The sequence below is a fragment of the Psychrobacter sp. W2-37-MNA-CIBAN-0211 genome, from assembly GCF_040309405.1.
In the GTDB taxonomy this organism is placed as follows: Bacteria; Pseudomonadota; Gammaproteobacteria; order Pseudomonadales; family Moraxellaceae; genus Psychrobacter; species Psychrobacter glaciei.
Map to the genome: position 1 here is coordinate 89,016 of NZ_JBEOOU010000010.1, position 20,467 is coordinate 109,482.

Sequence of the window (20,467 nt, forward strand, 5' to 3'; positions counted from 1 at the left end):
GTTAACAGCTATGATTGATGGCTAATAATTAAGCGTTAATGCTTAATTATTAAGGCTTATGAGCAATGCTGATGACTTGCACTTATGAACAGCACTTATGAATAGCACGTATAAATAGGGCTTATGATTAAGAGACAATGGTAATATAGTTGGCAACAGCTGCTTTGGATACAATGACAGCGAGTAAGGTTGCTACAAACAGTAGGTTAAGCAAGACTGACACCGTATCCGATGGTAGTGAATCGACTATATCAAACCAATGAGAAAATTATGGCGCACAAAAAGAAGAACGTCCGCAAAAAACTTTGCCCTGTCTGCGAGCGCGAATTTAGTTGGACTAAGAAGCTGGATAAAAACTGGGAGAGCATGGTCTATTGCTCAGACCAATGCCGACGGGTGAAAAAGTATGAAGGGCTGGATCATCAAAAAGAAGAGAAGTAGACGTTAATAATGAAGTAGAGCTATATAGACATAAGGGAGCAGACGATGGCACATAAAAAAGTAAACCTACCGCAAAAAAACTGCCCCGTCTGCCAGCGCCCGTTTACGTGGCGTAAGAAATGGGAGAAAGATTGGGAGCAGGTGGTTTATTGTTCTGAGCGGTGTCGGCGAGGGAAAGATAAAGCAGATTAAGTTGGTATTAAAAAATAAAAATATCAGTATTAAGGGATTTAATATAACTAAATTAATTTTTTCTTATGTATAATTACATATTCTTTATTCATGGAATAAATAGGATTTCCTTCTTTATACGAAACTATAGATGCCATTCTCTTATTCGGAATGGTTCTATCAAGTAGTTGCAAATTTTCGAAACCTTTTATCTCAAGGTATTTAGATGTTATAGATGTTAAATCAATATTTGTACCATCAACTGTGCGGTTTCCTAAGGTCATTACAATATATTTCTTAGTTACATCACATATATGATCAAGAGATATAAAGTAGTCCGCAAAAAAATTTATAACTTTTTTTTGTTTGATTTGACCGATCTTAGATAAATAGGGGGAGATTAGCTCAATCCCTATCTCTGAAAGTTGATTTTTATTGCTTCCACCAAGGCTCTTTCTATCAATTATTGAATAGTTATCGAGTTCCCAGCCTTCAAGTTTTAGGTCTTTCTTATCAATCCAAAAAAGAGGAAGAGATGAGAATTGACCATAAGTAACAGTAGTTTGGTTATCTCCATATGGTGGACTAGTTATTGTCAAATCTATTGAATTAGGTTTAATTTTATAACCTAACTTAAGAACATCACCTTTTATAAGGTTAACGTGCTTCGCTTTAATATTGAACTTTTTTGCATTTACTTTGATTTCGGTTAGAAACTCTCCGATTACGTTATTTTTTATTTTAAATATATCTTCGCTGTTCCTAATATGTAGCTTATAGGTTGATGATCTTGAATTGCTATACTTTCTGACTAACTTTGAGAAAACTGACCAAAAATATAATCTATTTCTTTTACTTTTTATTTGAATTATCGACCATCTTATCTTAGATAAGCTGACTATAATATCTTTTCTAAACCATTTCTCGATATTATCAAACTCTAAAGGAATGTCAGGAGCAGTTTTAACTAATTCTTTAACAGTATTGATGTCTTCTAAAATATTCTTGGTTACACCTTTAAGCTTGATATAAGTCAAGAGGTTAGCAAGTGGGTTTATATCAAAACCATAGACCTCACATTTATCATCAATTTTAACAGCTTCATATAGAGATGTGCCAGAACCATGATAAGGGTCGTAAACAGTTGTTATTTCATCAGTTTCAATAATACTTTTCATTACTAAATTTTGTACAGGTGCGATCATAGTAGCGGGGTAAAGGCTAACACCATGTATATCATCTTTACGATAGTCTTGAAAAGAAATGTTCATATTAAATATAGCCTTTATCTTTCAAATATGCATCAACGAGTTGAGCAAAATAGCCTGCATGTTCTGCTATTATCTCAATGTCTTCTTTATTCAATTTGTCTGTAGCACCGTGAGAGCCTAAATTAGATCTTTTGACACTGCTGCTAAAAATATTTGGTTCAAAATAGTTATCATATGTAGTGTAGGAATTATTAAGGTTTTTATAGAAGTTTTTATCACTTCCTTTATAGTTTTTAATATAAGAAACAGTTTCAAAAACTTTATCTTCAAGCTTGCCTTTAGTGATGATACTAGAATCATAATCTTCTAAGAACTTACAACACAGCTCAAAAATAACTCTTAGAGAGGTAGCAATGATAATTTTATAATTTTTATTGATAGACCATAGTTCGTTAATTTGTTGAATAAGCTCGCCAACGATAGGTAAAGTCAGTTCATACTCGAAACTAAAGGAATTTATTAAAGATTCCTCAAGATTAGTAGATTGTAGAGAAAATGTTTTTTTATTAAAAGTTAATTTTAGTTCTGGACTTACTACAATCTTTGAGTTTTTAAAAAACTTATAAACTATAATGCTTTGACTTGAGTTAGATACATCAGATATACATTTATCAACTGACTCGAGACCATCGACGTATACAATGACAGAATCATTATGAACTATACACTGGTTGCTATCGTAAGCTACATCTATGAAAGTAAGTAAATCTATTGTAGGAGAAGAGTGATAGAAGTTGACAGTATGCTTGCTCTTGATGAGCTTAATAAAACCTAATCTATTATAGGTAGGCGTGTCATCAGATTCAGGCGCGTCATCAGATTCAGGCGCGTCATCAGATTCAGGTGCGTCATCAGATTCAGGCATGTCGTCAGATTCAGGCGTGTCGTCAAATTCAGGCATGTCGTCAAATTCAGGCATGTCGTCAGATTCAGGCATGTCGTCAGATTCAGACATGTCGTCAGATTCAGACATACTATCAGAACTGGGAAAGCCTTTTTTACGCAGCTTTGAAGCTTCTTCTTGTATAAAAAGATTTAACTCAAGTAAATACTCTTCCAATTCTGAGACAATAGAGTTTTCGATTAGTTTTGTTCTATCAGGGTTGAACGTTATTTTAGGATTTGTAACTACTAAATCTAAAAACCCAATAATCTGAGGTAAAGATTTTGATGATTGAACAGCACGAGATATTTCAGGGTTGAAAAGGTCATAGTTATTAAATAGTACTTTATTGAAATATACTAAAGGTCGCAAACTGGATTGTTTACTACGAACTAGTTGAAACAAAGAATCTACATTTCTTACACCTGAACCTTTTAAACTAAGGATTCGTAATTCAGTTTTTAAAGTGATGTCTTTAGGGAGTTTTTTTTGTTAAAGTTGATTTTTGTGCTGTATTTCCCACTTTTGAATGTAACTAAATTTCCATTATTAGAGTTAAAATAGACACTAAATAGACATAAGTTTTCACTATCATTAAGAGCATCATTTAAGGATGTAGTGTTAGTCTCGAATTTTTCTACTTTACTACCTACAAGATTGAAAGTGACTTCAACACCACTATCCAAAAACAAATTTGTAAATTTCTTCGTGTTTATATCAGATATAAAGAACTTATCTATAATATCTAATTCATCGTCTTGATCGCATGATATTTTTACTAAAGTGCCTTTGAAATTTTCATTAACTTCCACTGATTTAATCGGGATATTAAAATCACTAATGTCATCTAAATAAGTTAAGTCATTCTTACACACTTCAAAACTTAGAGCCCCACTATAAGATTGATGAGTAGTCTGCCATTTGACTCTATTTCCAAACTTGAAGACGGCTAATAAACCTAGTCCTTTTTCACCCTGCTGGTATCTATTTCCACAAACTATTTTCCCATATGTTTTACTGCTTTTAGCAATGTGAAATAAAGACTGTAAGTTGCTTTCAGACATGCCATGCCCATTATCATGAATTTGAATAACATGATTATCTAAATCATACGAAATTTCAATTTTGGTTGCACAAGCATCATAGCTATTTTTGAGAACTTCGTTGATAGCAAACATATAACTAGGAACTTTTTCAGACAGTTCATTAATTATATTTCCGCTCACTTTAACAGGGATAGACTTCATAAACCATTCCTAGATACACATTTGTTTACATTTTAGCCTGAATATCTAAGTTTAGCTATCCAAATTAATTAATTTCAACTAATCGGTCTTAATGCTTACTTAAAGATGCAAATTCGTCTTGCTATCTCTCTTAACAAAAATATTCGCAACCAACGCACCGCTAAAGTTATGCCATACACTAAATATTGCACTAGGTAAGGCTGCAACAGGATTGAAGTAAGATAATTTCCAATATTTTATAAAAATGGCTTACCCATATCAAATGAGTAAGCCAAAAAATAACTATAAATTATTTAAGCGTTAACTGCGTTTACGTTCCTACAAATTCGGATTTAACCACTTCTCAGCAGTCTTCATATCCCAGCCTTTACGCTCAGCATAACTCTCTAACTGGTCACGGCTGATTTTACCAACGTTGAAGTATTCACTATCAGGATGCGAGTAATAGAATCCGCTGACCGATGACGCAGGCCACATCGCATAGCTTTCGGTTAGCGTTGTACCGATAGCATCTACCGTACCGAGCCAGTCAAACAATTTGCCTTTTTCGGTATGCTCAGGACAAGCAGGGTAGCCAGGCGCAGGGCGGATGCCGACGTATTTCTCTTTGATCATCTCATCATTGGTGAGTGATTCGGTCGGTTGATAGCCCCAGTATTCTTTACGGATGAGCTCGTGTAGATGCTCAGCGAATGCTTCAGCTAAACGGTCAGACAGTGCCTGTACCATGATGGCATTATAGTCATCACCTGCCGCTTTGTACTTTTCAGCGAGTGTTTCTGTACCGACGATTGAGACGGTAAAGCCGCCCAAGTGATCGGTATGCGTCTCTGATGTTGAGACAAAGTCTGCCAAGCTAAAGTTAGGCTTGCCACTGGCTTTGTCGCTTTGCTGACGTAAGTGTTCAAACTGATAGGTCGGTTTGCCGCCATCAGCAGGCGCGTTGTCATAGACTGTAACCGTATCGGCACCAGTACGGCGAGCAGGCATGATTTTGAACACGCCTTTGGCCACGAGTGATTTCTCATCGATCATTTTTTGCATCAGTTCATTGGCATTATCAAATAAATCACGTGCCGCTTCGCCGACCACATCGTCTTGCAAGATTTTCGGATACTTACCGACCAGTCCCCAAGAGATAAAGAACGGCGTCCAATCGATATATGGCAGTAGGTTGGTGATAGGGTAATCATCCAATATCACTTGGCCTAACTTATTAGGCACTGGTGGCACATAGTTTTCCCAATCGTACTGAAAGCCAATCTTGACCGAGTTCGCATAAGAGATCTTGGCCGCTTTTGGCTGACGCTTGGCCAGACGCTCACGTACTTTGACGTACTCTTCACGTGTCTCATCGATCAGCGCTTGACGATGCTCTTTTGATAGCAGCTTGGTGACCACACCGACTGAGCGTGAAGCATCAGTGACGTAGATGACACCATCATTTTGATATTGCGGCTCAACCTTGACGGCGGTATGTGCTTTAGAGGTGGTGGCACCGCCAATCATCAATGGTAGCGTCATGCCGCGCTCTTGCATTTGCTTGGCGACATAGACCATTTCATCGAGACTTGGGGTAATTAAACCAGATAGGCCGATGATATCGACTTTTTCTGCAATGGCGGTATCGAGGATTTTTTCACAAGGGACCATCACGCCCAAATCGACAATGTCATAACCATTACAGCCAAGCACCACGCCGACGATATTTTTGCCGATATCATGCACGTCGCCTTTGACGGTCGCCATCAGGATTTTACCTTTTACTTCGCCTTCTACTTTTTCGGCTTCGATATACGGGTTTAGCCACGCGACTGACTGCTTCATCACGCGTGCAGATTTGACCACTTGCGGTAGGAACATTTTACCGGCACCAAATAAATCACCGACGATATTCATACCGTCCATGAGTGGGCCTTCGATGACTTCTAGCGGTTTGGGATATTTCTCCCACGCTTCTTTGGTATCGGCTTCGATAAAGGTGGTAATACCTTTGACCAGCGCATGGGCAATACGCGCTTCGACGGTGCCTTCGCGCCAGCTCATGTCGACCGTGCTTTCTTTTTTCTTGCCACCATCTTGATAGTTTTCGGCAGCTGTCATCAGGCGTTCAGTTGCGTCTTGACCTGTTTCGCCTTGGTTGCGGTTGAGCATGACATCTTCGATAGCGTCACGCGCTTCCTTTGGAATATCATCGTATAACTCAAGCATGGCTGGGTTGACGATACCCATTGTCAGGCCATTGGTAATCGCATGAAATAAGAAGACAGAGTTGATGGCTTCACGGATAGGGTTACCACGGAAACTAAACGACACGTTAGACACGCCGCCCGATACCATGGCGTTTGGCAAATTGTCAGTAATCCACTTAGTGGCGTTGATGAAATCAGCACCGTAGTTGTTGTGCTCAGTGATACCAGTGGCAACGGCAAAAATGTTCGGATCAAAAATAATATCTTCAGAAGGGAAACCAACTTCATTGACCAACACATCATAGCTGCGCTGACAGATTTGGATTTTACGCTCGTAAGTATCAGCTTGACCATCCTCATCAAATGCCATGACGATAACGGCAGCACCATAGCGCATACACAGTTTGGCACGCTCGACGAATTCAGCATGACCTTCTTTTAGCGAGATAGAGTTGACGACAGATTTGCCCTGCGTGCGTTTTAGGCCTTCTTCGATGATGTCCCATTTAGACGAGTCAATCATGAGCGGTACACGGCTGATGTCTGGCTCGCCTGATACCAAGTTGACGAAATGAATCATCGCCTGCTTGGAGTCGAGCATGCCCTCATCCATGTTGATATCGACGATTTGCGCGCCGCCTTCTACCTGATCGCGGGCGACATCGAGTGCTTCGGTATAGGCTTCCGTTTTGATCAAGCGTAAGAACTTTTTAGAGCCTGTCACGTTGGTACGTTCACCCACGTTGACGAACAAGCTGTCTGCTGTGATGGTAAATGGCTCAAGTCCAGACAAGCGGCAGGCAGGGGCGATTTCAGGAATCACACGCGGTGCATAGTTTTTTACCATATTCGCGATTTGGCGAATGTGTTCTGGTGTCGTACCACAACAGCCGCCCACGATATTTAAGATGCCCGCTTTGGCAAAGCCCTCCAGCAGAGCAGTGGTTTCATCAGCCGTTTCATCATATTCACCAAACTCATTGGGTAGGCCTGCATTTGGATGCGCTGACACATAGGTATTGGCGATATTAGATAACGTTTGAATGTGTGGACGCAGCGCATCGGCACCAAGCGCACAGTTGAAGCCAACCGATAATGGTTTGGCGTGGCGAATTGAGTTATAAAAGGCCTCAGCCGTTTGCCCTGATAAGGTACGACCTGACGCATCAGTAATCGTACCCGAAATCATAATCGGTAATTCAAAACCAATATCATCAAACACACCAGTAATGGCAAATATCGCCGCTTTGGCATTGAGCGTATCAAAAATAGTTTCGATTAAAATAAGATCGACACCGCCTTCTATCAAGCACAAGGTCGCTTCACGGTAGTTGAGTACCAACTCATCAAAGGTGATATTACGAAAGGCAGGGTCATTGACATCAGGTGATAGCGAGCACGTGCGTGAGGTAGGGCCCACGACACCAGCGACGAAACGTGGCTTGTCAGGTGTCTTGGCAGTGAACGCATCTGCTGCACTGCGGGCAAGTTGAGCTGCCGTCTTATTTAGCTCAGGTACCAGATACTCCATGTCGTAGTCGGCCATCGATAGACGCGTACCATTGAAGCTATTGGTCTCGATGATATCCGCACCAGCAGTCAAATGATCGTTATGGATATCTATGATCATTTGTGGTTGCGAGAGTACGAGCAAATCATTATTGCCGCGCACATCTTGGTCTATATCCGCAAAGCGCTCACCGCGATAATCTGCTTCTTCTAATTTATAGGTTTGAATCTGCGTACCCATCGCGCCGTCTAACATCAAAATTCTTGAGGCCATTTGCTCAGTGATACGGGCACGTGCGGTCAGTTGTTGTTTCTTGTAAGGAAACACGGCAGGTGGCGTGAGGATAAAATCATCAGCAGATTGCGCTGAGCTAGAGGTGGCGTCATGTTGAGAAGTAATCGTTTGAGTCATAGGAGCGCTGCTTATATCGTCAATGTCATAAAAGGAAGGAATAACAGATAGGGTGCAAAATTTTATAAAAGGAATAGGCAAATCCGCATTATTTTAGCATGAAAATAATATCCCACGCGGGATAGTGCTTATTCCTCTTTGGCAATATGGCAGATACAATATCTGCTTTTTGAGCCATCAGGTATGGAGTTTATTGCATAAAACAAATAGGCACAAATGACTATCATTTCGTTTAAAGATTACATAAAGCTTTGTTTTTAAGGTTAAAACCTATCAAGACTATTAAAAGTCCGACAGAACTTACATGCCTACGACAAAAAGTAGCGTAAAAGTGAATTCATAAGGCTTTTCTATATGTTAATTTAATTTCAGAAGAGTTGGCTGTTGGTAAGAAAAACTTACAAGCAAGTGTTCATTGTCATTACTATTTGGTAAATATTATCAATAGCGCAATCAACACATTCTAAAGCCAATTATCTACTCTGTAAGTCAGTAATACAATAATCAAGAATGATTCAATCATTAAGGAAAATGTTATGAAATTGACCAAAATTGCTACTATCGGTACATTGGCTGTCTCAATTGTTGGCCTAAGCGCCTGTAATAATATAATGCCAGCCAAAAGCGCTGATATGAAAGCACCAATGCATAGCCAATCTATGGCAAAAATGAACATTGTACAAGTGGCGCAGAGCAACCCTGATTTTTCAGTATTGGTAGAAGCGGTTCAAGCGGCAGGTTTGGGAAACATGTTGTCTGATCCAAACGCTCATTACACTGTATTTGCACCGACCAATGCTGCCTTTATGCAAGCATTACAAGAAACAGGTATGACCAAAGCGCAGTTGTTCGCTAACAAGCCTTTGTTAACTAAGGTATTAGGTTATCACGTCGTGAGTGGTGATATGGCCATGTACGCTAAAGACGTTAAGCCTGGTAATGTCATGACAGCCAGCAAAGATACCTTGATGGTAACTAAAGAAGGTAAGTTGATGGATGAAAATGGCCGCACAGCTAACATCTTGAAAACTGACATCGCTGCCAACAATGGTGTGGTACACGTGATCGATAAAGTATTGTTACCTAAATAAGAATAACTAAAACCTGATATCTCTACTTTCTATGAGGTAGAGATTGAACCAATAACAGCCGTTATCTGTATGAGTTAATAATCAGATAATGGCGTTTTTAGATATATAGCATGTCAAATAATGCTACTTCAAAGTAGCGTATTAGCAATTATAAAGCAGTTATATCGCCAATACGCCATATCTAGAATAAAAGTCAACAACAGCGTACACGTGATTGATACAGTGTTGCTACCTAAGTAAGTACCAATTAAAAATTAAACCGTTAGAATTATAGTTATCGATATAGCGAATTTGATATCAGGACTGGATAATAAGTAGTCGGTACTGTCTGCAAGATATCAGTCACTTTTATCTTTATTTAAAATGAATATTTGTTAATCACATTATTTAATTAATTATCTACAAGGAAATACCTATGTTAAAGAAAAACTTACTATCTATCGCCGTAGTTACAGCCGCCATGTCACTAGCTGCTTGTAGTGACAAAGAAGCCGCTACTGATCCAGTTGAGCCTGAAGTTACCACCGAAGAAATGGCAGTTGAGCCAGTTGCTGAAGCTGATCCAATGGTTGAAGCAGAGCCAATGACTGACATGGAAGCTACACAGACTATCGCTGAAATAGCGGCAGGCAATGAGAACCTAACTATCCTTACAGCAGCGCTTCAAGCCGCTGGTCTTGATACTATGTTGATGGAAGATACCAAATACACAGTATTTGCCCCAACTGACGATGCTTTTGCTCCAGTACTAGAGAAGTTAGGCGTGACTAAAGAAGAGTTATTGGCCAACACTGATCTACTTAAGAAAGTACTTCCTTACCATGTAGTACCTATGGAAGTTAAAGCTGCTGATATCCCTTACGCTACTGATATCAAAACCGCTAACGGCGCAACGATTTCTATTAGCGATGCTAACGTCATTACAGATGCTACTGGTGGAACGGCTAACATCACTGGTACTGACATAATGGCAACCAATGGTGTGGTACACACTATCGATGCAGTATTAATGCCTGAGTAATTTTTTACAGACTACTGGTCATGACTTATCAGTAGTTGACGTATAGATAATACTGAAAGAGCCTAGCCATTGAGCTGGGCTTTTTTGTGCCAATATATTTATCTTGGTATTTTTTACGACGGTCTATAAGGGTATCGGCACAAAAAAGCCCGAGACAATAGTCTCGGGCTTTTTATACGCAATGAGTAGGGTGTAGCAGTACTAAACTAAAGAAGATTATACGTTGTCTTTACGTAGTGGGTCTGCGTTCATTCTTTTTTGTTCAGCTAGATGACGCTCTTCCCAATAAGGTGCGTTTTTGATACCAAATTTGGCAGGATCAAAACTATAGCGTTTCACGCCAGCTTTACGCTGAGCTTCATAATCTTTTAGCATAGTCAATGTTGGACGAGCCACAATGAAGATGACCAAAATACCAACAATATTGAGCCAAGCCATGAGGCCAACACCAATATCACCAATAGCCCAGATATAACCAGCTGAATTCAAGCCACCGTAGGCAACCATCACCATGATTAGAATTTTGACTAAGAATAGACCAGTTTTATTGGCACCGCGACCGAGGAAGCGAGTCAAGTAAGCCACGTTTACTTCAGCGATGTAGTAGTAAGCCAAAATCGTAGTAAAGGCAAAGAAGAATACTGCGATGGCAATAAAGGTATTACCATAGGTGCCATAGACAGATTCCATTGCCATTTGCGTAAAGGCAGGTGAGTTAATCTCAACACCAGCAGCAACATTCTGTACGATGAACTGACCATCTGGAAGCGTACCTTGAATGTTATACATGCCTGTAGATAAAATCATAAAGGCGGTAGCAGAACAGACTAGCAACGTATCGACATATACTGAGAATGCCTGTACTAAACCTTGCTGTGATGGATGCTCAACTTCAGCAGCAGCAGCAGCGTGAGGGCCAGTACCTTGTCCAGCTTCGTTAGAGTAAATACCACGTTTTACACCCCAACCAATAGCAGCACCGAAACCTGCTTGTGCAGTGAATGCATCACCAATGATCATACCAAATACATCTGGGATCAAGCTGACGTTAGAGAACATAATAATTAAGGCTAAAACGATATAACCTAGTGCCATAAAAGGTACAGCAAACTCGGTAAAAGTTGCAATACGCTTAATACCACCAAAGATGATGATACCTAGAACGACTAGAATGATACCTAGTGCCACTAAACGCATAGAGCCAACTTCTAGGCCTCCGACGTTCATGATAGTACCTTCACCCATCACCTGTGCGAATGCACTGATAACACCGTTTGCCTGTACGCCTGGTAAGAACATACCGCAAGCTAAAATAGAGGCGATGGCGAAGAGAATACCGTACCATTTTTGACCAAGGGCACGCTCAAAGTAATAAGCAGGGCCACCGCGATATTCGCCAGTAATCACATCTTTTTCTTTGTAAATCTGTGCAAGGGTAGACTCGACGTAGGCAGTAGATGCCCCTAAGAAGGCCACAACCCACATCCAAAATACTGCACCTGGACCACCGAAGCCGATAGCAGCAGCTACCCCAGCGATGTTACCCATACCCACGCGTCCTGCGAGTGAGACGGCAAGTGCTTGAAATGATGAAATACCTTGTGCGCTAGATTTACCGGTGAATAGTAACTTGATCATTTCACCGAATAGACGTACTTGTACGAAGCGCGTCATAATGGAATAAAACAGACCCGCACCCAGACACAGATAGATCAGTGCAGGGCTCCAGATAATTCCGTTTACTAAATTGACTAAACCTTCCATATGTATATTCCTAATACTGTCTCAAAGTGGCTATTAATAATAATACCGGCGTCAACCAATTGCTCTAGTGGCTCACTTAGTTTGCCTGCATAGACTTACACATCTCGTTAAGTCTTATATGTACTTAGCCACTCAGAATGGACTGTAGTTGTCTGTATTTATCCGCTTGGCCTATTCGCAACACTGACCATGTGTATACCGCTCATCAGAGTCAATTTCAAAATGAGCTGCAGTTGCAATCCTTTGCTGTCTTCATTATGCGGTACATCCAGTCATTACGTCATCGACGCAATAGCTGTTATAAATGGACCAGCGGATAAAACAGGCGGTTATATAATTAAATACTTATCAGTAAAGTGATAGCATTCAACTTGCTATGAGTCGTATCGATTGGCTACACTGGTAAAAGCTTGTCGATTTGTAAGTTGAGGCTTTGGCGATCCCTGAACAGAGTTAACCAGACGTTCGTAATCCTCTAATACTAAACAAACGATAAGTCCACTACCAAATGTATTCAAACCGTACGGCTACGTAACTGCAATTTGCCATATTTTTGGCACAATTACTAGAAATTTCTTTAAGAGTAGCAGGATATCTCGATGTTTGAGACGACAGACCCCACAATAAATAGCGATGAAACAAAGGAGTTTTGTAACTGCTACATTATTTTTTTACCCACAGTCCAGAGCGAAATGGTTTATTAGTCAACATAATTAGGCTTTTGGATAAATATAACCATAGTGTAAGCAAGTATAAATGCCAATATGATTAAGCGTGGCGGTTGTGTTTTGGTAACGATGAATTGTAAAAAGTGGGTTATATCCCCATTATTGGCAGAATGTCTTGTAGGCTATAAAATGTAACCGTTACTGACGACTATCATTCTATTGAATAAAGTAGCAGTTGATGGACTGGATAAATAGACGTACAGGATGGTTGAACAAGTGGTTATATCAGCTGTAAAAAAACGTGTTACTAGGTATTTGTTATTTATCATTATTAGGAGAGACAACGATGACGCGTAAATCCATTGTAAAACCCATGTTGCTATCAGCAGTATTAGCGACTTCTACTGTTGGTTTGACGGGTTGTGGTTATAACAATCTGCAAGCACAAGATGAGCAGGTAACGGCTTCGTGGTCAGAAGTAGTCAACCAATACCAACGCCGCTCAGACCTAGTGCCAAACTTGGTCAAAGTCGTACAGCAATACGCAGAGCAAGAGCAAGAGGTGTTTACCCAAGTTGCTGAAGCGCGCTCACGTGCCGGTGGTATCACCGTGACCCCTGAGGTGCTCAATGACCCTGAAGCTATGGAGCGTTATGCGGCTGCGCAAGAGCAGATGACTGGCGCTTTATCGCGTCTAATGGCTGTCTCTGAGCGCTATCCTGATCTAAAGTCAGATGCCTTGTTCCAAGATTTGCAAGCACAGCTAGAAGGCACGGAAAACCGTATCGCCGTTGCTCGTAACCGCTATATTCAAGAAGTACAAAGCTATAATACGACGGTGCGTCAATTTCCAACCAATATCACTGCCAAAGTATTTGGTCTAGATACCAAGCCAAACTTTACAGTAGCCAACGAAGAAGCCATTTCAACAGCACCCAGTGTTGATTTTGGCGACGACGATGCAGCAGCTGTTCAGTAAAGTATGGTGCATAAAAAAGTACGATGCATAATAAGGCTTGATGCTTAAAAGATAAACGAAGCTCATAGTTATTGCAGTAGTCGCCATTCATTCAGCACAGACGTCATTTGAGGTGGTATAGATTAGATGAATCATTCAAAAGCAATCTTATCAGTATTACTATTCACACTGAGCATCAGTAGTGCGCCAGTGCTGTATGCAGCACCTAATGATGCGGCAGTGGCTACCGATAGTGGCTCAAACAGCCCCTCGAATCTGCAAAACCGCAGTGTCGAGGATTTGGTAGCGATTGCCAAAGCAGGCGAGTCCAACGAAGCCATAAATGATGCGGTACTGGGTAACGAGGCAATTAACGAAGCCATACTGGGCAACGATGCGATCAACCCTAATGCGGCTGACAATGACACGGCTAATAGTGAAAATCCAGCAACACGAGCGCCTGCTAAGCCAGCTGTTCAATCAAATGCTGAGAGTGTCGATGCCGACAAGCTCATATTAAACAGCCCTGTTATTGACCAAGCCGATATTTTAAACCCGCAAGAAAAGCAGCGCTTAGAGGCGCAGCTCAGAAGTATCTATCAACAAGGTTTGGCGCAGGCAGCCGTTGTCATTGTGCCGACTACCAATGGTTTGCCCATCTTTAACTATGCTTTGCAGGTTGCAGAGAAATGGCAGTTGGGTGATAAAGATATCGATGATGGTTTGCTGATTGTCGTCGCAGTCAATGACCGTGATATGTATGTCCTAACGGGTTATGGGCTAGAGGGTGTGTTACCAGATGCTGCGGTCAACCGTATTATTCGTGAAGACATCACGCCATTGTTTAAGCAAGATAACTATGGTGCGGGGATAATCGCTGGTGTTGATGCATTCAAAACGCGCCTAACTGCTGATCCTGACGTATTGGCCCGTGCCGATGCTCAAGCTGCGGAACGTAACGTTCAACAAGGCTCAGATGAGCTACCATCACCTATTTTCTTATTTATTATGGCAATGATATTTGGTAGTTTTATCACCAATATTTTAGGCCGAGTATTTGGTTCTATCATTACCGCAGGTGGGTTTTTTGCTGGTTCATTGGCACTGGGCGGCGGGTTCTTTATGACATTGATTATGGCGATATTTATATGGCTGTTTTTGATCTCACGCGGCGGCGGTGGTGGCAAAGGTGGCGGCGGTAAAGGTGGCAGAAGACGCGGCGGTATGATTTTCTTACCCGGTATGGGCGGTGGAAGTGGTGGCGGCTTTGGCGGTGGAGGTTTCGGTGGTGGCGGCTTTGGCGGCGGCGGTGGTGGTTTCGGCGGTGGCGGTGCTGGTGGCTCATGGTAAGTAACTATTAAAAATTGGTTAGTAAAAACCAAGCAAATGAAGCCGCAGTAAAACAAACGCAAACAACCTGCAAAAATGATGTCTGTGAGGAAACAATTAAATGTCAGAAAACAATGCTCCAAAAGCCAGTTTTGCCCGCTGGTGGCGTCAGGTCTTATTCGTGCCTTTGTTGCACAGCAAATGGCTGACAGCAGAAGCCAAAGCCCGTTTGACAGATGAGGTCACTAGCGCAGAGCGTGGCCATCGTGGAGAAGTGTTTTTAATTATAGAAAACCACCTGCCGACTCAGGATGCTTATCATATCGACTGTCGCGAACGTGCGGTGGATTTGTTTAGCGAGTATCGAGTGTGGGACACCGAAGAAAACACGGGTGTCTTGGTTTATGTCAATATCTGTGAGCATCAATTAGAGATAGTCGCGGATCGCGGTATCAGCGCTCATGTGAGCCCCACAGTCTGGCGGGCGATGTGTGAAAAAGCCGTGTCGGGTATCGCCAATAAAAACACCGAAGAGAGCTTGGCTGAATTATTAGACGAAGTTGGGCAGGTATTGCGTCAGTACTATCATCTTGAGAATAACCCAGCAGGTAATGAGCTGTCCGATACCGTGGTATTTTTGAAATAGCGTTTATGAAGTAGCATTTATGAAGTGATGCTTATAATAAGGTAGGACGTTTTGATCTTAATCTATAGGGTTTTAGGCGAAATCCAAATATAATAGACTTTTAAACAAGAGGGCGCTTCCAAACACATCTATAGCCAGACGCATTTATAGAGAGCAATCCTCAAAAAAAAGCCTTTATCAAAAACCATTACTGGAACACTATGATTGAGTTAATAAAGAAGCTACCAAAAGCGGAACTTCATCTACATATTGAAGGCTCGCTAGAACCTGAACTGATGTTTAGATTGGCGAAAAAAAACCAAGTAGAGATTCCTTATACAGACATAGAAGATGTACGCAATGCTTATAACTTCACCAACTTGCAGACCTTTTTAGATATCTACTATGCGGGTGCCAATGTCCTGCTCACAAAAGATGATTTTTATGATTTGACGTGGGAATATATTCTTAAATGTGTTGAAGACAATGTCATTCACACAGAGATATTTTTTGACCCACAGACGCATACCGAACGTGGTGTGTCTTTTGAAGCTGTAATCACTGGTATCAAAGAAGCGCTCGTAGATGCTGAAGAAAAGTATGGTATTACGTCTTGCATCATTATGTGCTTCTTAAGACATTTATCACAAGAAGAGGCGTTTGAAACCTTAGAGCAAGCATTGGCGTTCAAAAACGATATCATCGGTGTTGGTCTTGATTCATCAGAATTGGGCAATCCGCCATCAAAATTTAAAGAAGTATTCAAAAAAGCCAAAGAAGAAGGCTTTAAGCTGGTCGCTCATGCTGGTGAAGAGGCAGATTTTTCATATATATATGAAGCTTTGGATTTATTAGAGATTAATAGAATCGATCATGGTGTGCAGTCTATAAAAAGCCCAGAATTGATGCAAAGGCTCAAAGACGAGCAAATGCCGCTGACAGTTTGTCCGAACTCAAATATCGAACTCAAGGTCTTTGAAAATTATAAAGAACACAATATCAAAGAGCTGCTGGATTATGGTTTGAACATTAGTGTCAATTCAGACGATCCAGCATATTTCAAAGGTTATATGAATCAGAACTTTATAAATATATGCGAAAACTTACCGCTAACGGAAGACGATGTTGTTACTTTAGTAAAGAACTCCTTTAACTCCTCATTTATCAGTGATGAGTTAAAAGAATCCTACTTAGCGAAGGTTGATCTTGCGTTGAAATAAGCTTTAATGCGCTTATTTTTTAGCAGTGAAGGCTTAACGGTTGATATCAATCGTTAAGCCTTTTTTATTATTCATTTTATACCCATACTTATAAAGCAGTAATTTCTTCTATAAGCAGCGGCAGTATCACACCAGCCTTTTCTGCTAGAGTGATATCAACGATGGTGTTTGGCGTCGGGTCGGGGTTTATCTCTATAATCTTGGCACCATTTTGCTTGGCTAGCTGTGCGAGATCTGCGGCAGGGTAAACAAGACTTGATGTGCCAATACTGATAAATACATCGCAATTAGCCCCTGCTTCTTCTGCAATCTGCCATGCTTGTATGGGTAAGGCTTCTCCAAACCAAACAATATCCGGTCGGATATAGCCACCACAATGCGGGCAGGTCAGCAGTACCTCATTGAAGCTCATGGTGTTTCGGTTATCGTATGAAGTTCTTGGTTGATCTTGATAGGGTGTCTGACATTGTCCACAGCGGTTGCGCCACAGATGACCATGTAAATGAGTCACCGAGCTACCAGCTTGCTCATGTAAATCATCGACATTCTGAGTAATGAGAGTCACTTGCTGATCGGAAGTTTGCGCCTGGTATTGCCACTGAGCCAACGCATGATGGGCTGGATTTGGCGCTTTATCTGCTACCAGCTGTCTGCGCCATTGATACCATGACCACACGAGCTTTGGATCACGAGTGAACGCTTCAGGGGTGGCTAAGTCTTCGACTCCGTAGTTCTCCCACAATCCTGTCTGCTTGTCTCGGAACGTCGGGATACCACTTTCTGCTGAAATGCCAGCGCCAGTCAAAATGCAAATTTGCTGTTTCGCTGCCAACAGTTTTGCCGCAAGTTTTACTTCTGCTATTAACGCTGGTGATAATTCTGCTAACATGAGCCAACCCTTGCTAATAATGGATATTTTTTCTTATGATAGACGGAATTTGGTGGCTTGTCATATTGTTCGCTGTCATCGCAGCCTTATGGTTCGCGGCAAAATCGCGCGGGGCAAAAGTAGGAGAAAAATATAGTGGCGCAAAATCAAAAAATGCCACACCTAATGATGCTCTGCAAAAAACAACAGCGCTATTAAAGCAGTACTTTCCTGATTATCGAGTCACACGTAAGGCAAATCATTTACTCGTTAGCAAACAAGGCAAGAAAGTCGCGATGATTACGATTGATAAGAAGATTGCTGCAAGTCAGCGCCGTCTAGGTGAGATACCAGTGATTAATTATCATCGAACTCCCAGCCGTGACCAACTGGCTGCAAATCTACAAGAGGCAGAGTAAATTTTGCTATACAGTCAATTCTCTATAAATTGGGTACGGTGTCAGTCTCGCTCAGTCTACTATTTGTAGTACTTTCACTCGGCTTCCTTGTATCCAAATTATACCGAACCGACTACAGGTGAGAGCCTCAGAAGTATACGGGCACAGAAAAACCGCAAACATTCTAAAGTGTAGGTTTGATAGGTATAGACAGTTTATTTAGGGTAGTGCTAAGGAAGTGATAGAGTGAGGTTGTAAACAGTATAATTGGTGCGCTCGGCGGGAATCGAACCCACGACCCTCGGCTTCGGAGGCTAGAACCACCATATTTTGTTAAATAGCGTTAATGTATAATAACCTACCATACTATATAATTAAAGGGATATAAAGGATTTATCAGCATGACGTTTAGCGTATTTTAAAGGAGTTTATAGCAACGTGAATATCAATTTTGGTCACTAGTTAAGTATAAAGTTTAATCATTATTTATGGTTTTAATGTATGTATTTTATACTTAAATTTTTCATAAATTACTGATTAAGCGAATTATTAACTCATCAAAGTAATATCGGAATAAATTACTGTAGAAATGGGTTGTTATAATTTCGAAAAAATAGTCAGGCATTTCAGCCGTAGTTTAGATCTTAACGAGTTTTCGAATGCGTTGAAGAAACTGTTCTGGACTACACTTGCAAATACACTGATATTGAGTTTTTGACAAAAACGTTTTTAGATTATCTTCTTTTGATTTACCTTGTTAAGCCATCAATAATTCTACAGTAACCTCAAAAAAATACTCATCTTTGATAGTGATACTAACCGTACCTTTATGCGCATTAGCGATAGCCTGAACAATAGATAGCCCTAGTCCTGTACCTGAGTGCTGATGGCTGGTCTTATCGTGACGATAGAATCGCTCAAATAACTTATCAGCTTCACTCTGGTTTAACGGTTTGTCTAAGCAATTGGTCATAGTTATTCTTAACCATGGCTGCTTTGAGGGTCGAACCTCATCTTTAGCCACATTAAGTGAGGTGGTTGAGGTGAGGACGGTAGCGGATATCATGATAGTACTATCACTAGCTGCGTAATAAATGGCATTTGACATCAGATTGGCAAACAGCCGCTGCAATAGGCCTTCATCACCTAATACTGTCTTAAATTCGCCTGATCTTTCAAAAGTTATCCCTCGATCCTCTGCAATCATTTCATAGTAATCAACGAGCTTGGTGATTAAGCTGTCCGTATCTACGTGACTAATTTGCGAGTCACTTAATCCTTTCTGAGTTTTTGCCAGTAGCAACATATTGTTTATCATGGCTGACAGCTGCTCTAACGTATCATGCTGATGATGTAGTTGCTCGATGTATTCGTTGCCTTCTCTTGGCTTAGTTAACATGACCTGCGTTTGTGTACTCAGCGTCGCTATTGGGGTACGCAGCTCATGAGCGATATTGTCTGAAAATCGTGACAAAGATTCAAAGTTGCTTTCAAGCTTGACCATCATCGAATTATAAGACTCTGCTAGTGGCCGCAGTTCTAACGGCATATCGTCAACCCCAACTCTTTCGTCTAACCTTTGGAGGTTTATGCCTTGCATTTTTTGTACGATAGTGGCCAGAGGAGCAAAACCCCAATACACACTTAATGCCGCTACTGAAACCAATAATAAGGTGATGGCAGTAAGTATCAAGGTCAGCTGGCGATTAAACTGGATAAGATATTGATGATGCACATCGATAGGTAATGCAATGAACGCCAAAACCTCTTGATTTCGAATAATAATTGCTCGGTAATGCCTATTATTTATCTTGATCATAAACTGCTGATCGTGATGATCCTGCCATAGTGATAACAAGCTAAAATCGGGCGGTAAATTATGAATGAAATTACTAGGGTCACTGGATAATAATTTGCCTTTTTTATCTGCTACTAAGGTTTTTAAATCATAATCTAGCCAAGAGGAATGCAAGTGATTGTCATCAATGAGTGATTGGGACTTTGACACTGTGAATGGTTCTATGTGATCGTTAACATCACCCATGCGTTTACGCAGGTTAAAAGCCGCATGGGTGATAATCTCTGAGTCCATTTGCTCAAAGTGTCCACTCACAGAGCGCTGCACCCACGCATAGATGATGATCTGAGAGATAATAACAAAGACTGTCAATAAGAAAATAGTTCGCCATAGCAGTGACCAGCGCCGATTTTTGAGTTTATAGTTCATGCTATTTAGAATAGTCTCCGTCCGCACCACTTTGGACTTCAGTAGCTAGCGCCTCCAATCGGTAGCCCATACCACGCACAGTATGAATCAGCTTCGCCTCATGCTCATCATCTATTTTTATGCGAAGACGCCTTATCGCCACATCAATCACATTGGTATCATTTTCAAAATT

Annotated in this window: 17 protein-coding genes; 9 read left to right on the forward strand and 8 right to left on the reverse strand. The window is 41.0% G+C overall.

Going from position 1 to position 20,467, the window contains the following annotated elements; all coding sequences use genetic code 11:
* The first annotated feature begins 270 nt into the window (after positions 1-270).
* A complete protein-coding gene (locus AAEY72_RS10340) occupies positions 271-441 on the forward strand; it encodes a DUF2256 domain-containing protein (protein ID WP_352310454.1) in 171 nt (56 codons plus the stop codon).
* A gap of 45 nt (positions 442-486) precedes the next feature.
* Positions 487-633: a DUF2256 domain-containing protein gene (locus AAEY72_RS10345; protein ID WP_352310455.1), complete on the forward strand. Its 147-nt coding sequence runs from the start codon at positions 487-489 to the stop codon at positions 631-633.
* A 47-nt stretch (positions 634-680) separates the two neighbouring features.
* Here the strand turns inward: AAEY72_RS10345 and AAEY72_RS10350 are convergent, their stop codons facing one another.
* The 4 genes from AAEY72_RS10350 to metH all read right to left on the reverse strand — a co-directional run bounded on the left by AAEY72_RS10350 (position 681) and on the right by metH (position 8,126).
* On the reverse strand, positions 681-1,883 hold the full coding sequence (locus AAEY72_RS10350; RefSeq protein WP_352310456.1) for a modification methylase: 1,203 nt from the start codon (positions 1,881-1,883) through the stop codon (positions 681-683).
* Between the two features lies 1 nt (position 1,884).
* Positions 1,885-3,138 (reverse strand): hypothetical protein, encoded by a 1,254-nt coding sequence (locus AAEY72_RS10355; protein ID WP_352310457.1) that lies wholly within the window; start codon positions 3,136-3,138, stop codon positions 1,885-1,887.
* 89 nt (positions 3,139-3,227) lie between these two features.
* A complete protein-coding gene (locus tag AAEY72_RS10360) occupies positions 3,228-4,013 on the reverse strand; it encodes an ATP-binding protein (protein WP_352310458.1) in 786 nt (261 codons plus the stop codon).
* 318 nt (positions 4,014-4,331) lie between these two features.
* A complete protein-coding gene (metH, locus tag AAEY72_RS10365; protein WP_502945366.1) occupies positions 4,332-8,126 on the reverse strand; it encodes a methionine synthase in 3,795 nt (1,264 codons plus the stop codon).
* Between the two features lie 536 nt (positions 8,127-8,662).
* Between metH and AAEY72_RS10370 the strand changes: the two genes are divergently transcribed.
* Positions 8,663-9,217: a fasciclin domain-containing protein gene (locus tag AAEY72_RS10370; RefSeq protein ID WP_352310459.1), complete on the forward strand. Its 555-nt coding sequence runs from the start codon at positions 8,663-8,665 to the stop codon at positions 9,215-9,217.
* A gap of 415 nt (positions 9,218-9,632) precedes the next feature.
* Positions 9,633-10,238: a fasciclin domain-containing protein gene (locus tag AAEY72_RS10375; RefSeq protein ID WP_352310460.1), complete on the forward strand. Its 606-nt coding sequence runs from the start codon at positions 9,633-9,635 to the stop codon at positions 10,236-10,238.
* 216 nt (positions 10,239-10,454) lie between these two features.
* Here AAEY72_RS10375 and AAEY72_RS10380 read toward each other — a convergent pair whose 3' ends face one another.
* Positions 10,455-12,002 carry an alanine/glycine:cation symporter family protein gene (locus AAEY72_RS10380; protein ID WP_010196574.1) on the reverse strand — a complete coding sequence of 516 codons (1,548 nt, stop codon included), beginning with the start codon at positions 12,000-12,002 and terminating at the stop codon, positions 10,455-10,457.
* A gap of 1,014 nt (positions 12,003-13,016) precedes the next feature.
* On the opposite strand from AAEY72_RS10380, the gene AAEY72_RS10385 reads away from it, so the two are divergent.
* From AAEY72_RS10385 to AAEY72_RS10400, 4 genes are all read left to right on the forward strand, one after another.
* Positions 13,017-13,649 carry a LemA family protein gene (locus AAEY72_RS10385; RefSeq protein ID WP_010196576.1) on the forward strand — a complete coding sequence of 211 codons (633 nt, stop codon included), beginning with the start codon at positions 13,017-13,019 and terminating at the stop codon, positions 13,647-13,649.
* Between the two features lie 126 nt (positions 13,650-13,775).
* Positions 13,776-14,978 carry a TPM domain-containing protein gene (locus AAEY72_RS10390; protein ID WP_352310461.1) on the forward strand — a complete coding sequence of 401 codons (1,203 nt, stop codon included), beginning with the start codon at positions 13,776-13,778 and terminating at the stop codon, positions 14,976-14,978.
* A gap of 100 nt (positions 14,979-15,078) precedes the next feature.
* A complete protein-coding gene (locus tag AAEY72_RS10395) occupies positions 15,079-15,603 on the forward strand; it encodes a TPM domain-containing protein (protein ID WP_189586872.1) in 525 nt (174 codons plus the stop codon).
* A gap of 200 nt (positions 15,604-15,803) precedes the next feature.
* Positions 15,804-16,802 carry an adenosine deaminase gene (locus AAEY72_RS10400; RefSeq protein WP_352310462.1) on the forward strand — a complete coding sequence of 333 codons (999 nt, stop codon included), beginning with the start codon at positions 15,804-15,806 and terminating at the stop codon, positions 16,800-16,802.
* A gap of 88 nt (positions 16,803-16,890) precedes the next feature.
* Here the strand turns inward: AAEY72_RS10400 and AAEY72_RS10405 are convergent, their stop codons facing one another.
* Complete coding sequence (locus tag AAEY72_RS10405; protein WP_352310463.1) at positions 16,891-17,691, reverse strand: SIR2 family NAD-dependent protein deacylase; 801 nt, start codon at positions 17,689-17,691, stop codon at positions 16,891-16,893.
* 35 nt (positions 17,692-17,726) lie between these two features.
* On the opposite strand from AAEY72_RS10405, the gene AAEY72_RS10410 reads away from it, so the two are divergent.
* Positions 17,727-18,089, forward strand: a complete 363-nt coding sequence (locus AAEY72_RS10410) for a hypothetical protein (protein ID WP_352310464.1) — start codon at positions 17,727-17,729, stop codon at positions 18,087-18,089.
* A 736-nt stretch (positions 18,090-18,825) separates the two neighbouring features.
* Here AAEY72_RS10410 and AAEY72_RS10415 read toward each other — a convergent pair.
* Positions 18,826-20,295, reverse strand: coding sequence for an ATP-binding protein (locus AAEY72_RS10415; RefSeq protein WP_352310465.1), 1,470 nt, complete (start codon positions 20,293-20,295; stop codon positions 18,826-18,828).
* A 1-nt stretch (position 20,296) separates the two neighbouring features.
* On the reverse strand, positions 20,297-20,467 hold a 171-nt coding region (locus AAEY72_RS10420), incomplete at its 5' end, for a winged helix-turn-helix domain-containing protein (RefSeq protein WP_352310470.1).

What these genes read in the sequence shown, in the direction of transcription:
- AAEY72_RS10415 (WP_352310465.1), bottom strand. Translation starts at nt 20,295, where the DNA reads ATGAACTATAAACTCAAAAATCGGCGCTGGTCACTGCTATGGCGAACT.
- AAEY72_RS10375 (WP_352310460.1), top strand. Translation starts at nt 9,633, where the DNA reads ATGTTAAAGAAAAACTTACTATCTATCGCCGTAGTTACAGCCGCCATG.
- AAEY72_RS10360 (WP_352310458.1), bottom strand. Translation starts at nt 4,013, where the DNA reads ATGAAGTCTATCCCTGTTAAAGTGAGCGGAAATATAATTAATGAACTG.
- AAEY72_RS10400 (WP_352310462.1), top strand. Translation starts at nt 15,804, where the DNA reads ATGATTGAGTTAATAAAGAAGCTACCAAAAGCGGAACTTCATCTACAT.
- AAEY72_RS10345 (WP_352310455.1), top strand. Translation starts at nt 487, where the DNA reads ATGGCACATAAAAAAGTAAACCTACCGCAAAAAAACTGCCCCGTCTGC.
- AAEY72_RS10380 (WP_010196574.1), bottom strand. Translation starts at nt 12,002, where the DNA reads ATGGAAGGTTTAGTCAATTTAGTAAACGGAATTATCTGGAGCCCTGCA.
- AAEY72_RS10340 (WP_352310454.1), top strand. Translation starts at nt 271, where the DNA reads ATGGCGCACAAAAAGAAGAACGTCCGCAAAAAACTTTGCCCTGTCTGC.
- AAEY72_RS10410 (WP_352310464.1), top strand. Translation starts at nt 17,727, where the DNA reads ATGATAGACGGAATTTGGTGGCTTGTCATATTGTTCGCTGTCATCGCA.
- metH (WP_502945366.1), bottom strand. Translation starts at nt 8,126, where the DNA reads ATGACTCAAACGATTACTTCTCAACATGACGCCACCTCTAGCTCAGCG.
- AAEY72_RS10395 (WP_189586872.1), top strand. Translation starts at nt 15,079, where the DNA reads ATGTCAGAAAACAATGCTCCAAAAGCCAGTTTTGCCCGCTGGTGGCGT.
- AAEY72_RS10370 (WP_352310459.1), top strand. Translation starts at nt 8,663, where the DNA reads ATGAAATTGACCAAAATTGCTACTATCGGTACATTGGCTGTCTCAATT.
- AAEY72_RS10385 (WP_010196576.1), top strand. Translation starts at nt 13,017, where the DNA reads ATGACGCGTAAATCCATTGTAAAACCCATGTTGCTATCAGCAGTATTA.
- AAEY72_RS10350 (WP_352310456.1), bottom strand. Translation starts at nt 1,883, where the DNA reads ATGAACATTTCTTTTCAAGACTATCGTAAAGATGATATACATGGTGTT.
- AAEY72_RS10405 (WP_352310463.1), bottom strand. Translation starts at nt 17,691, where the DNA reads ATGTTAGCAGAATTATCACCAGCGTTAATAGCAGAAGTAAAACTTGCG.
- AAEY72_RS10390 (WP_352310461.1), top strand. Translation starts at nt 13,776, where the DNA reads ATGAATCATTCAAAAGCAATCTTATCAGTATTACTATTCACACTGAGC.